Below are 13,571 nucleotides of genomic sequence, written 5' to 3'. Positions count from 1 at the left end.
GCTGACGAATATTTCGAAACGCTGGACGATGCCGATTAAAAACTGGAAATCGGCGCTGAATCAGTTCAGCATCATGTTTGAAGACAGGCTGCCGGAATTTTGATCACAAAAACCATTTACACAAAATTCTTTACACACCCTGGTCTGAGCGCCGAATCGCTCCCGCTTGTTAATGAGCCGGATGTCATGCGGTTTCTCGACGATCTTTCCAGAAAGCATGAACCGTGGCAGGTTGAGCAAGCTGGCGAAGCATTGCGGTTGCTCATGTTTTATCAGGCGCAACAAGTCCGCCATGAAAAAGCCCCGGCTAAGGACAGTTCTGAAAAGTGGCAACAGGCCGCAGATGAAATGGTAAAGTCCTTACGGTTGTTGCATCGCTCCCTGAAGACCGAACAATCGTACCTTGGTTGGCTCCGCCGTTTTTATCTGTTTCTGCAGGCCAAAGAACCTGAAGCCATTGAAGACACTGATGTTCGCAATTTTTTAAGCCATCTGGCCGTGGACCGCAATGTCTCAGCCAGCACCCAAAACCAGGCGCTCAACGCCATACTTTTCTTCTTCCGAAATGTTCTTGACCGGGAGATGCAGGTTGGCGCCGCTGTCAGAGCGAGGCGGACAGCAAGACTGCCGGTTGTTTTAACCAGGGAGGAAGTTTTTAGGGTTTTTTCAAAAATGGATGGGACCTACAAGCTGATGGCGCAACTCATCTACGGCTGTGGTCTGCGTTTGCGTGAATGCCTGCACTTGCGGATTAAGGACCTTGATCTGGAAGGGAAATGCCTGACGATCAGAAGCGGGAAGGGAAATAAGGACAGGATGACTGTTTTGCCTGAAAGCCTGGTTGGCGATTTGCAGGAGCAACTGGGCCTGGCCCGGAAGAAGTTTGAGCAGGATCGGCGCAACAATCTGCCGGGAATCGCCTTGCCCGAGGGGTTGGGGCGAAAATACCCCAATGCCGGGACGGAATGGCCCTGGTTCTGGGTGTTCCCGGCCGAGAGCCAGTCCACCGATCCTCAGACAGGAATAACCAGGCGCCATCATCTGTTCCCGTCCAACTTACAGAAAAAATTCAAAAAGGCCGTAAGCGCGGCCGGGTTGGCCAAACCGGCCACAATCCATGCCCTGCGGCACAGCTTTGCAACCCACTTGCTGCAAAACGGGTACGACATCCGCACCATTCAGGATTTGCTGGGTCATAAAGACGTAAAGACCACGATGATCTACACGCATGTGGCGGGTCGGAATCTGCTCGGTGTACGCAGTCCCTTGGATTGATTCGCGCAGACCGATGGTTCTCAGCGCAACTCCTCCAGCCTGGCCATGCCAGCCTTGATCTTTTCCAGCTTAGCCTGCATCTCCCCGATCTTCTCCCGCTCCTCGGTCAATTCCGGGGACATCTTACTTAATTATTGTCAAGACATTCCCGCCCGTCATTTCTTACCCCAAATCAAGTACTTCCCGCAAAGCCTGATCCACCTGCACCAGGAATGGTTCCGTGCAGCGCTGTAGCGGCCCTTTAACAAGGCGGTTATTGTCGATTGCCCTTAGCTGGTCGAGGAGAAGGTCTGAATCCTGCGCAAGATCGCCTCCGGCCGGGACACGCAGGCGTAACGGGACGGCATCGTCGATTAGTTTTGTGGTGAGAGGCACCACCAGGGTGGATGGGTGGTCTACGTCAAGGAGGGCTTGGCTCTGCACGATGAGGACCGGCCTGGTTTTGCCGGGTTCCGTTCCTCGGCCGGGATTAAGATTGGCCAGCCAGATTTCGCCGCGTTCACGCATCCGGGGCATCCTCAATGTCGGCAAACTCCAAGTTGACCCGCATGCTTTCCCGGCGGACCTTCCGTGACGCCTCCTGAAGACGCTGCCTGCGGCGATCTTGGGCTACTTTTTCCTTCATCTCGACTATCGCGCGTCTGAGATATTCCGTCCGGGTCATGTGCAGCGCTTTTGCCTGACTGGCTACCTCGGCAAGAAGCTCATCTTCAATGCGCATGGATATTGTCCCCATAATTCGCTCCTCTTTGTGTAGTTCAAAATAACTATATATTTTGTCACACAACAAAGCAAGGTCGGTTATCGAGCACAAATGCGGGGTCAGACTTCCAAGCTGTCAAGTTTGGGTGGGTGGAAGCCCCGCTCATTCTTGTCTTGATCTTCAGCGCAGCTCCTCAAGCCGGGCCATGCCGGCTTTGATCTTCTCCAACTTAGCCTGCATCTCCCCGATCTTCTCCCGCTCCTTGGCCTTGATCTCTTCCGGGGCATTGGCCATGAACTTCTCATTGGCCAGCTTGCCCTGGCAGCGGGCCAGCTCACCCTCGGTCTTGTCCTGATCCTTCTTCAGCTTGGCCTGCTCCTTGTCCACATCCACCAGTCCGGCCAGGGGCACGAAGATTTCGATATCGGTATAGAGATTGGAGGCCGCGCCCTTGGGGTGGTCGCCCTCCTTTTTCAGAATCAGGGTGGCGGTTCGGGTCAGGGTCTTGAGGGAATCGGTCAGGGTGGTCAACCCTGCCAGCTTGGTCTCGTCGTGGCAGATGATCTGTACCTCGATCTCGGCGGAGGGGTGGATCATGGCCTCGCTGCGGATGTTGCGGATGCCGCCGACAATTCCCATGAAGAGTGCGGCCAGTTCGGCAGCTTCGGCATCGTCCCACGTCGGGTTCGGGGTCGGGAAGGCTTCGACCATGATGCTGGTCCGCTCGCCGGGCAGCACATGCCAGATCTCTTCGGTGACGAAAGGGGTGATGGGGTGCAGGAGCTTGAGCGTGTTTTCCAGCACCGCCAGGAGCACCGCCTGGGATTGACCCTTGGCCGTGGCGTTGTCGCCGTAGAGATCGCTCTTGATCCATTCCAGGTACCAGTCGCAGAACTCGTTCCAGACGAACTGGTAGAGGACCGAGGCCGCGTCGTTGAAGCGGTAGTCGTCCAAGGCTTGGCGGGTCTCGGTGATCGCCTGGTTGAGCCGGTGCAGAATCCAGCGGTGGGCCAGGGGGAGATCGGCGGGATCGATGTTCTTGCTGATCGCGGGATCGCACTCCTTGATGTGCATGAGGGCGAAGCGGGCCGCGTTCCAGATCTTGTTGATGAAGTGGCGGTAGCCCTCGATGCGTTCCTCGGCGAGTTTGATCTCGCGGCCCTGGGCGGCAAAGGCGGTGAGGGTGAAGCGCAGGGCGTCGGTGCCGTACTCGGCCATGACCACCAGGGGGTCGATGACGTTGCCCGTGGATTTGCTCATCTTCTTGCCGTGCTTGTCGCGGACCAGGGCGTGGAGATAGACGTCTTTAAACGGCACCTCGCCCATGATGTGGATGCCCATCATCATCATCCGGGCCACCCAGAAGAAGAGGATGTCGAAGCTGGTGATCAGCACCGAGGTGGGGTAGAAGAACTTCAGCTCCTTGGTGTCGTCGGGCCAGCCCAGGGTGGAGAAGGGCCAGAGGGCCGAGCTAAACCAGGTGTCCAGCACGTCGGTTTCCTGGGTGAGCTTGGCGGAGCCGCATTTTTCGCAAGATGCTGGGGCGTGCTCCTCCACCATGAAATGGGAGCAGTTGTCGCAGGTCCAGGCCGGGATCTGATGGCCCCACCAGATCTGGCGGGAGATGCACCAGTCGCGGATGTTGTCCATCCAGGCGTAGAAGGTGTTGTACCAGGTCTTGGGGTGGATGGCGGTCCGCCCGTCGCGCACCGCGGCCACGGCTTGCGCGGCCAGGGGCTTGACGGAAACAAACCACTGCAGCGAGGTGGTGGGCTCGACCACGGTTTTGCAGCGGTAGCACTGGCCCACGGCATGGGCGTACTCCTCGATCTTTTCCAGGAATCCCTGCGCCTCCAGATCGGCGACGATCTGCTTGCGGCAGGCAAAACGGTCCAGCCCGGCGTAGGGGCCGGCCGCCTCGTTCATGATCCCCGAGTCGTCCATGACCTTGATCCGTTCAAGGTTGTGGCGCAACCCGATCTCGTAGTCGTTGCGATCGTGGGACGGGGTGACCTTGAGCGCCCCGGTGCCGAACTCCCGTTCCACATGGTGATCGTAGACCACCGGGATGGTGCGGTCGGTGAGGGGCAGCCGGATGCCGATCTCTTTCAGGTGGCTGTAGCGCTCGTCGTCGGGATGCACGGCCACACCGGTGTCGCCCAGCATGGTCTCGGGCCGGGTGGTGGCGACCACCACGTGGCCCGAGCCGTCGGCATAGGGGTAGCGGATGTGGTAGAGCTTGCCCGCAGTGTCCTCGTGTTCCACCTCGTCGTCGGAGAGCGCGGTTTTGCAGCGGGGGCACCAGTTGACGATATAGTCGCCCTTGTAGATCAGCCCTTCTTTGTAGAGGCGGACAAAAACGGTGCGCACCGCCTTGGACAACCCCTCGTCCATGGTGAAGCGTTCCCGGTCCCAATCGCAGGAGCAGCCCAGGTGCTTGAGCTGGTTGATAATGGTGCCGCCTTTTTCCTCGCGCCATTGCCAGACCCGCTCGATGAATTGTTCGCGGCCGAGATCGTGGCGGCTCTTGCCCTCGGTGGCAAGCTGGCGCTCCACCACGTTCTGGGTGGCGATGCCCGCGTGGTCGGTGCCCGGCACCCAGAGGGTGTTGTAGCCGCACATCCGCTTGTAGCGGACCAGAACATCCTGCATGGTGTTATTCAGCGCATGGCCAACATGGAGCACGCCGGTGACGTTGGGCGGCGGGATGACGATGGAAAAAGAGGGCTTGCCCTCGTCCATGGTGGCTTGGAAGTTTTTCTGCTCAAGCCATTTTTGATACCACCTGGCCTCAACCTCTTTGAATTCGTAGGCCTTGGCCAGCTCGTGGTCGCCGGTCGGGAGGGAAGGGTTTTCGCTCATCGGTTACATTACACTCCAGGGTTTGGGAAGAAAGATATTGGTATAGAGATCCAGGGCATAGCGGTCGGTCATGCCGGCGATGAAGTCGCAGACCATCTGTTCCCGCGGGGTCGTCTCGTCATAGTCGATGACCTTTTCCCAGTGGTCGTCCTTATTGATGAAATACTCGTACAGCTCCCGCAGCACCTTTTTGGCCTTGATGAAGTCGTCGTGCACTCGGTTGGTTTCGTAGACGTTTTCATAGAGAAAGGAGCGCAGCTCCGCTATGCCTTCCAGCAGATTCGGGGTCATGGCCAGGATTTCCCCCCCGTTTTTCAGGGTCTGGACCACAAGATCGTGAACCATGGCGCCGATCCGGCCGGAGTGAGTGGGGCCGAACAGCTTCTGGAGATGGCTGGGGATCTGCGACTCGCTAAGAATTCCGGCTCGCACCGCATCGTCGAGATCGTGGTTCACATAGGCGATGATGTCGGCGATGCGCACCACCCTGCCTTCCATGGTGGCGGGCAGCTCGGAAAGATCCTCGGGCAGGATCTCGCGCCTCCCCTTGGAATGCTTGGCAATGCCGTCCAGCACCTCCACGGTGAGGTTGAGCCCCTCGCCTTTTTTTTCCAGGATGTTCACCACCCGCAGGCTTTGGTCGTAATGGCGGAAGCCCTGCGGGTAGAGTTCGTCCAGCACCGCTTCTCCGGCGTGGCCAAAGGGGGTGTGGCCGAGATCGTGGCCCAGGGCGATGGCCTCGGTGAGATGGCCGTTCAACCGCAGGGCCACGGAGATGGTCCGGGCGATCTGGCTGACCTCAAGCACATGGGTGAGCCGGGTCCGGTAATGGTCGCCGGTGGGGGCCAGGAACACCTGGGTCTTGTGCTTGAGGCGGCGGAAGGACTTGCAGTGGATGATCCGGTCCCGGTCGCGCTGAAAGGCGCCCCGGATGGGGCACTCCTCTTCGGGCCTGAACCTGCCTTTGGTTTCACGGCTCAGGGTGGCATAGGGCGCGAGGCTTGCGGCCTCGCGCTCCTCGATCTGCAGGCGGATGGAATGGTCCATTGGCTTAGAGGGCCGGAGCCAGGCTGCCCACATGGTTGACGATCTCACCCCGGTTCAAGTCTTTCAGCACCGGATGGTCCATGATCTTGTTCGGCGTGGTCTCGCCGTTGATATTGGTGATTACCAGTTTGCCGCGGCCTTTGCCGTAGAGGTCGTTGAAGTCATACACCGCGCCGACCACGGTCAGCTCCTTGGCCGCAACCTTTTCCTTGTACAGCTCCAAGGCGGTCTTGACCTGATAGTCCACGTTGCGTTCCACGTTCTTGCTCCAGCGAGCGTTGGCGTCGCCGGACTTGTCCTCCGCCGCGATCACCGGTTTCAGGTTGTCCAACTCTTCCTTGATGCCCTTGGTCTCGCCGGAATAGTCGCCCATGGCCGCCTTGATCGCGCCGCAACTGGAGTGGCCCAGGATCAGGAGGATCTTGGTGGGCAGATGGCGCACGCCGTAATCCACCGAACCTTCGGCGTTTTTGACCTGATTGCCGATGTTGCGGATCACGAAGATGTTGTTGTCCGGCGCCATGCCGAACAGGTGGGTGTGCACCCGGGAGTCGGAGCAGGTGACCACGGTGAGGGTCGGGGTTTGCCCGGTCTGGAAACCGTCGAAGTGGTGGCTGTCGTTGTGGCCGGTGAACTGGTCGTTGCCGCTGACCGCCGCCTTGATTGTGGCCTCCGCGCTCTTGACCTCGACTGCCGGTCCGTCGTGGCCGCCGCCGCCCGAGGCAAGGACAGCCGGGGCGCAGGCCAGCAGAGCGGCGCAGGCGAGGGTGCAGGTGAATTGTGTAGCCGGGTGGATTTTTTTCATTGTGGGCCTCCGGAATAGTGGGATGGGTAAAAAGGGGGAATATGGTTAACTGTTCGTTTTTACGATGGGTTAGGTCCTTTGGGAGCACGGGAAAACAAGCGTTGAAGATACCGGCAAATGCGGTGCCGGTCAAGAGAGATGCGCGTATTTACGGCGGGGAAAACTATTCTTCGCACTCTCCGGAAAAGCGGGCCTCGAACTCTTCAATTTTGGCCTGGGCCTGCTCCCAGTCCGCGTAGGTTCTTTTCAGCTTGCGGCCGAGTGCGGTGTATTCGTTGTTCAGCTCGGCAAAGCGGTCCTGATCCTTATAAAGCTCCGGGTCGGCCATGGCCTGTTCGAGCTGGGTTTTTCTGGCCTCAAGCTGTTCGATCTCCTGTTCGGCGCGGTCGATGATCTTTTTGAGCGGCGCGATTTCCCGGTTTTTTTGCTGGCGCAACTCCGCTTGCATTTTGCGGGCTTCCTTGCCTTTTTTCGCCTGTTTTTCCTGGGGTTGGTTGCCGCCCGGTTCAGGCTTGGCCGCGGCTGCGGTTTTTAGCGGGGCGGAAGCCGCCTCGGCATGGGTCTTGTGCAGATAGTAGTCGATATTGCCGTCAAAGATGGTGCCGTGGCCGGACTTGATCTCCAGCACCTTGGAGACAAAGGAGTTGGCAAAATAACGGTTATGGGAAACCACGATGATGGAGCCGTCGTATTGGCGCATGGCCTCCTGGAGCACTTCTTGGGATTGGATGTCCAGATGGTTGGTGGGCTCGTCCAGGATCAGGAGGTTGGCTGGGGTGGCGATCATCTTGGCCAGGGCCACCCGGCTTTTTTCGCCGCCCGAGAGCACCCCCACTTTTTTGTCCACGTCGTCGCCGCGGAAGAGGAAGGCGCCCAGCAGGGAGCGGGTCTGGGTGACGCTCAGCTCGTTGTTCACATGGCTCAGGGTTTCCAGGATCGTGTAGCGGGAATCAAGCTCCTGGGCCTGGTGCTGGCCAAAGTAGGAGATGGTCACGTTGTGGCCGAAGCGGATCGCCCCGCTGTCCGGGGCGATGAGGCCGGCCAGGATCTTGACCAGGGTGGATTTGCCTGCCCCGTTGACCCCGAGCACGGCCAGCTTCTCGCCGCGCTGCAGAGTAAAGGAGAGATCCGTGAACACCGGCTGCCCGCCAAACTGCTTGCTCATCTTCTCGACATCCAGCACAGTCCTGCCGGAAGCAGGGGAGGGGGGGAAGCGGAAGGCGATGGTGGACTCGGTTTCGTCCAGCTCGATCAGCTCGATCTTTTCCAGTTGCTTGAGGCGGCTCTGCACCTGGGTGGCCTTGGTGGCCTTGGAGCGGAACCGGTCCACGAATTTCATGGTCTGCTCGATCATGGCCTGCTGGTTTTCATAGGCAGCCCGCTTGATGATCATCCGGTTTTCTTTGTCCACCAGGTATTTCGAGTAATTGCCCTTGTAGACCGTGAGTTCGCCTAAGGAGATCTCCCAGGTGGTGGTGGTGAGGTTGTCGAGAAAGGAGCGGTCATGGGAGATCATCACCATGGCCCCACGGTGGTTTTTCAGGAATTCCTCAAGCCAGGTGAGCGACTCGATGTCCAGATGGTTGGTGGGCTCGTCCAGGAGCAGGAGGTCCGGCTTGGCCAGGAGGATCTTGGCCAGCATCAGCCGCATGAGCCAACCGCCACTGAATGAGATGCTGTCCTTGCCAAAATCGCTCTGGCTGAAGCCCAACCCCAGGAGAATCCTCTCCACCTGGGACTCCATGGTGAAGATGTCGGATTGGTCCAGCCGGTGCTGCAGGTCTCCCTGGCGGTGGAGCAGGTCACCGAATCCGGGGTCTTCCGGCGGTACTTGCCCCAGCGCATGGTTGACCTGATCGAGTTCCTTTTGCAGAGCCAGGGCCTCGGCAAAGGCGGTTTTTGCTTCATCGAACAGGGTTCGGCCCGGGGCAAAGGAGGCGATTTCCTGGGGTAGGTAGCCGATGCTGACGTTTTTGGACCGGGCCAGGACGCCGTCATCCACATGCTTGACGCCCGCCATGATCTTGAGCAGGGTGGATTTGCCCGCGCCGTTGACCCCGACCAGGCCGATTTTTTCGCCGGGATGGACGCGGACCGAGACATTCTTGAACAGGTGTTTGGAGCCGAACTGGATGGAGAGCTGATTGATGGCAAGCATGGGTGTGCACTATCCGCTGAGATTGTCAGTTGTGGGAAAGAACAATCGCACACCTTAGCACATTACTCCGGGTATTTCTAATAGATGTTGCGCTGCGGAAAAGAAACCTTAGATGGCGTAGGTGCCGCCGGCAACGCCGGTGAGCTCGCCAAGGTGGGTCGGCAGGATGATCAGGATGGTGGTTCCCTTGCCCTGCTCGCTGGTGACCGTGACCGTGCCCAGATGTTCGTTGATGATCTGTTTGACATAGGGCAGACCCAGGCCGGAGCTCTGCCGGTTGACGTGGCGATAGGGGTCGAAGAGAACCTCGAGGATTTCCCCGGAGATGCCCGGGCCGTCATCGGTAATTGTTACCTGGCAGCCGGCGGCGGTCATCTCGGTGGCGATGACGACCCTATTGCCTTTGGCGCAGGCATTCACCGCGTTGCGGAGCAAATGGGCAAGGGCGATCTTGATCAGCGAGCTGTTGCCATGGAAAAAAAGCGGGATTCGGCTGAGGGCGGGGATGAGGCTGACCTCCTTGGCCCGGGCCTCTGCCTGCAACGATTCCGCTGCCTCCGCGACAATGGGGTTGAGATTCAGCGGCGCGAAGATCTTTTTTGACTCCGGCCGGACGGCTTCGAATTTGCTCACCAGATTTTCAAGTTTGCGGGCCTGGTCGAGGATATGGGTCAGTTTCAGCCGCCCCTCTTCCTCGGGCGGATAGACGTTGAGGAGGCGGCGAACCATGCCGCCGATGATGGTGACCGGGTTGCGCACCTCATGGGCGATGCGCAGGGCCATGCCCGCCTTGGTGCGCTCCGCGATGACCGCCTCGATGTCTTTGTTGAGGCGGAAAAGATCCTGGCTGTTTTTTTCGATCTTTTCGCGGTCCCGCACCATCCGTTCCATGATGGTTTCGATCCGGTTAAAAAACAGGGTCACCGAGGCGATGACGATAAAGGCCATGCTGTTGATTGAGCCACTGTAAGGAGCCAGCCCAAGCCAGAGGTCTTTTTTGCCAAAGAAGGTGAGGAGGTGTTTGAGAATGTGTCCGCTGGAGCGTGACACGGCCAGGGCGAAGAGCGCTCCGCAGAACCAGAGGAGGAAGATGGCCAGGGGGCTTTCCCGGTCGGCGCGGGCCAAGGCCAGGGCATGATGGAGGCAGAGCCCGGAAAGAATGATCATGGCCAGGGCGCCCCCGAAATCAAGGAGCCAGACCGGGAGCATGGAGATGCTGATCATGGGTGGCCCTGCCTCGGGGAAGAGAGCGTTGATTCGCCCTTGCGCAGCAGCGTGAGGCCCCGATGGAAAAATAACATGGCCGGCACGGCTAGGAGGTGATCAAGCTTGAGGATATAGTACAGCGTTTCTTTCCAGCCACGGAGGTAGAGATGGGAAATTTCCGTTCCGGGAGGCAGGTGCATCGAATTTTCGATTTCCAGGTCAAGGAAATGCCCAATCATGGTGGCGCCGCTCCAGAGGATGAGAATCCAGGTTCCGGCGATGATGTATTGCCAGGCCTTGAGGGAAGCGAGGCGGGTCTGGCGGGCTTTCACGGTGAAAAAAAACAGGGAGACAATCAGGAAAAAATGGGCCAGTTGATGGATGTACAGCCCTGAGTAGGCGTGGGGCTGAAAGGCCAGGGCGTTTTCCGGCAGGAAACACCCCAGCAGCAGAAGCAATATGGTGCGGAATAATAACGTCAAAAAGAACCTCGGACGGGGATTGTCTGGCGAAGTCTCAGGCCGGAAAAGGGTTTCCTCTGGTTTTCAAGGCAGCATACCATGTTGCGCGGTCTGGCGGGATATGAAAAAAACAGCTCCAGGAGAAAATATGCCGGACGGCAAACTGGTCGGCTCATAATCAGGACCCTTCGTTCAGCGAGGTCGGTTTTTTGGAAAGACCCAGCTCCTGGGAAACCTGGGTGGCAACCTCTTCTATGGATTTTCCCGCCGTGGAAACAATGGGGATCTGGTGGTTGTGGAAGATGGTTTCCGCCGTCTGAATCTCCTCGCTGCAGGTGGAGCGCTTGGCATAGTTGCTGTCCGCGTACCGTTTTTCGCGGACACTGTGCAGCACCTCGGGGGTGGTGGTCAGGCCGATGGCGCGTTTCCGGTTTTTGATTATTTCCTCCGGCAGGGTGTATGCCTTGAGATACTCCGAGGTGAGGGGGAAATTCGCTGATTTCATACCCATCTGCGTTGCCAGATATACGCTGACCGGCGTCTTGCCGGAGCGCGAAACCCCCAGCAGGATAACCTCGGCTTCGTCCAATTCATGGATGTTGACCCCGTCGTCATGTTCCAGGCAGTAATGGATGGCCTCTACCCGCTTGGCCATGGTCAGGTTGTCGATGTGCCGGGAAAATCCGGGAACGCCCAAGGCTTTTGCCTCAAGGCAGCCTTCCAGCCGGGTCATGAAAAATTCAAAGGCGTCGAAAAGTTCCACCTCGGGAGAGTCGAAAACAGCGCGGATCTCCGTGGTCATGATGGTGCTGAAAATGAGCGGCCTGCGGCCGGAGGATTTTTTCAGGATATAATCGAGGATCTTCTTCGCTTCTTCCTTGTTGAGAACAAAAGGAAATTTTTCCTCATGGAAGTTGATTTCCGGAAATTGGCAGATCAGGGCCTGCCCCAGGTTGGTCGCAAGAATTCCGGTGCTGTCCGAGATATAATAAACGTCTTTTGATGACCACATGCTGCGTTGCTCCTTGTTGTTTGGCTGAGGAGGAAAACGGCTTTTCTCAAGCCGATCTTCCTCCTAAAAACAAAATGAACTCCTCGAACCGTTTCTGCTCGAAATGGCCGACCATCTCTTCCTTCATCAGGGTCAGGGCGCTGATGGGGAGCCGGGCCCCGGCGTATGGGCGGTTGGTTGTCAGGGCGTCGTACACGTCGGCAATGGTGGCGATCTTGGCGTTGTCGGAGATCTGGTCCCGTTTGAGCCCGTGGGGATAGCCCTGGCCGTTGATTTTTTCGTGGTGGTGGATGATTACGTCGAGGGTGGTTTCGGAGGTGTGCTTGGCCATGAGCCAGTGGCCCTGGCCGGGGTGTTTCTTGATGATTTCGAATTCTTCGTAGTCGAGTTTGCCCCGTTTGTTCAGGATGGTGTCCAGGATCTGGCTTTTACCCACATCGTGCAGGATGCAGCCCAGGGCGAAATCGTGGAGTTCGGTGTCATCGCCCTTGCGGATCATCAGCCAGAGGCCAATGCCGAACACCGCGACATTGACGCAGTGGGAAAAGGTGTAATAGTCCTTGGCGCCCAGGCGAAGCAGATGGCGGATGGATTGGGTGTCCAGCAAGGTGAGATCGATGATGTTGCTGGTTATGTTCTTGGCCCGGGAGATGTGTCTGCCGCTGCGGGGGTCGTCAAAAACATCCCGGATGATGTTTTTGGCGCAGGTATGCACCAGCGATGATTTGTGCTCCAGGGGGATGTCCGTGTTCCGGATGATGGAGTCCAGGGACTCTTCCATGAAATTTTCAAATTTTTGCGCGGAATCCTGGGTGATGAAAAGTGGGCCATGGGATTTTTTAGCCAAGGCTTCCTTGATGTCGGCGATATTGGTATTGGCCGCGATCAGCAGGATGGGCTTATTGCTTTTGGGCGGCTTGGTATAGATGTTGAAATCGATTTTTCTCCGGTCTTCCGCCAGGAGATAATCGGTTGCAATGCGGATGTATTTTTTGGATTCGGCGAGCATGGTTTTTTCCGGTTCTCCAAAGGCCTACAGGGTGTCAAGCAGCTTGGCATTCTGCCCGAGATAGGTTGAAAGCCGGGAGAAGCTGCAACCATACGCCTCAACTTCCTCCTGTTTCCCCTTTACCCGGAAGGAGTATTTTTTGAAAAAAGTCTCGGGATCGAGAAGGTGCATGGCCGCGTCGCCGCCCATCACGATATCCAGATCCTCCTGCCTGTTGGTCATGCTTTCCAGGCGAAAGGCCACATTGACCACATCTCCGACCACGGTGTGGTTGCCGTTTTGCGCAAGGTTTCCCATCATCGCCTCGCCGGTGTTGAGTGCTGCCCCGATCTGCAACGGCCAGGGCAGATCGGGAATCTTCTTGCCGAGGCTGCTGGTGAAGGTGTTGATGGCAATGGCGGTTTTCAGGGCCTGGTGGATGTTGGCCTGGAGATTCGGCCCTGCCCACAGGGCCATGACCGCGTCGCCGATGAACTTATCGACAATCCCGTTATGTTTGTTGACCAGCTTGCTCACCCTGCCGGTCCAATGCTGGAGGAGCTGGGAAACCCACTGGTCGCCCATGGTTTCCGAGAGCTTGGTGTAGTCATGGATGTCGCAGATCAAGATGGTGATGGTCTGTTTCTGCACAAAGGCCACGGTCATCTCATCGAGATCCGGGCCGGTTGGCGTTGCGGGACGGGCTGGGGGCGTTTCCTGATTGAAAAGCAGGCGGGTGCTGCCGATGCCGATGCAATCCCCGTTTTGCAGGGACACGGGGGTATGGATTCTGCGGCCGTTGATAAAGGTGCCGTTGGAGCTACCCAGGTCAATGAGGTTGAAGCGGCCATTTTCTTCCCTCTGGATCATGGCATGTTTCCGGGAGACCCAGGAATAGGGAAGCATGATGTCGGTGTTGGCCACCCGCCCGAGGGTAAAGGTGTTGTTGCCGCTGAGCAGCCAGTGCTGGTCGCTGCTTTCCTGGGCGTCGAGCGCATCGAGGAGGCTGAGGGTCGCTGGTGTTTCCGGTGGGGCGGTCATGGTTGTCGAAGAG

At 58.0% G+C, this 13,571-nt stretch carries 12 protein-coding genes; 1 reads left to right on the top strand and 11 read right to left on the bottom strand.

The features are described from left to right. The first annotated feature begins 186 nt into the window (after positions 1–186). Positions 187–1,275, top strand: a complete 1,089-nt coding sequence (locus tag MWR57_RS03455; RefSeq protein WP_479723937.1) for an integron integrase — start codon at positions 187–189, stop codon at positions 1,273–1,275. Positions 1,276–1,437: 162 nt separating this feature from the next. Here MWR57_RS03455 and MWR57_RS03450 read toward each other — a convergent pair whose 3' ends face one another. From MWR57_RS03450 to MWR57_RS03400, 11 genes are all read right to left on the bottom strand, one after another. Further along, entirely contained in the window at positions 1,438–1,782 is a 345-nt protein-coding gene (locus tag MWR57_RS03450) for a type II toxin-antitoxin system PemK/MazF family toxin (protein ID WP_423123393.1), read from the bottom strand. Continuing rightward, on the bottom strand, positions 1,775–1,996 hold the full coding sequence (locus MWR57_RS03445; protein WP_423123392.1) for a hypothetical protein: 222 nt from the start codon (positions 1,994–1,996) through the stop codon (positions 1,775–1,777). Before MWR57_RS03445 ends, MWR57_RS03450 begins: the two co-directional genes overlap by 8 nt. A 162-nt stretch (positions 1,997–2,158) precedes the next feature. Then, the gene (locus MWR57_RS03440; RefSeq protein ID WP_423123391.1) at positions 2,159–4,840 is read right to left on the bottom strand and encodes a valine--tRNA ligase; all 2,682 of its coding nucleotides are present in this window, start codon (positions 4,838–4,840) and stop codon (positions 2,159–2,161) included. A 3-nt stretch (positions 4,841–4,843) separates the two neighbouring features. After that, a complete protein-coding gene (locus MWR57_RS03435; RefSeq protein ID WP_423123390.1) occupies positions 4,844–5,887 on the bottom strand; it encodes a deoxyguanosinetriphosphate triphosphohydrolase in 1,044 nt (347 codons plus the stop codon). Between the two features lie 4 nt (positions 5,888–5,891). Beyond that, positions 5,892–6,692: a carbonic anhydrase gene (locus MWR57_RS03430; RefSeq protein ID WP_423123389.1), complete on the bottom strand. Its 801-nt coding sequence runs from the start codon at positions 6,690–6,692 to the stop codon at positions 5,892–5,894. A 163-nt stretch (positions 6,693–6,855) separates the two neighbouring features. Beyond that, positions 6,856–8,850, bottom strand: a complete 1,995-nt coding sequence (locus tag MWR57_RS03425; RefSeq protein ID WP_423123388.1) for an ATP-binding cassette domain-containing protein — start codon at positions 8,848–8,850, stop codon at positions 6,856–6,858. A 108-nt stretch (positions 8,851–8,958) separates the two neighbouring features. Continuing rightward, positions 8,959–10,074 (bottom strand): sensor histidine kinase, encoded by a 1,116-nt coding sequence (locus MWR57_RS03420; RefSeq protein WP_423123387.1) that lies wholly within the window; start codon positions 10,072–10,074, stop codon positions 8,959–8,961. Continuing rightward, positions 10,071–10,538, bottom strand: a complete 468-nt coding sequence (locus tag MWR57_RS03415; protein ID WP_423123386.1) for a hypothetical protein — start codon at positions 10,536–10,538, stop codon at positions 10,071–10,073. Before MWR57_RS03415 ends, MWR57_RS03420 begins: the two co-directional genes overlap by 4 nt. Positions 10,539–10,695: 157 nt before the next feature. After that, positions 10,696–11,529, bottom strand: coding sequence for a pyruvate, water dikinase regulatory protein (locus tag MWR57_RS03410; RefSeq protein ID WP_423123385.1), 834 nt, complete (start codon positions 11,527–11,529; stop codon positions 10,696–10,698). Positions 11,530–11,575: 46 nt separating this feature from the next. Further along, positions 11,576–12,538 carry an HD-GYP domain-containing protein gene (locus tag MWR57_RS03405; RefSeq protein ID WP_423123384.1) on the bottom strand — a complete coding sequence of 321 codons (963 nt, stop codon included), beginning with the start codon at positions 12,536–12,538 and terminating at the stop codon, positions 11,576–11,578. 24 nt (positions 12,539–12,562) lie between these two features. Continuing rightward, a complete protein-coding gene (locus MWR57_RS03400; protein ID WP_423123383.1) occupies positions 12,563–13,558 on the bottom strand; it encodes an adenylate/guanylate cyclase domain-containing protein in 996 nt (331 codons plus the stop codon). Between the last annotated feature and the right edge of the window lie 13 nt (positions 13,559–13,571).

Source organism: Hydrosulfovibrio ferrireducens, assembly GCF_046883345.1.
Classification (GTDB): domain Bacteria; phylum Desulfobacterota; class Desulfobulbia; order Desulfobulbales; family Desulfurivibrionaceae; genus Thiovibrio; species Thiovibrio ferrireducens.
The sequence above is the reverse complement of the archived record's forward strand: the minus strand, read 5'-3'. Positions and strand labels throughout refer to the sequence as shown.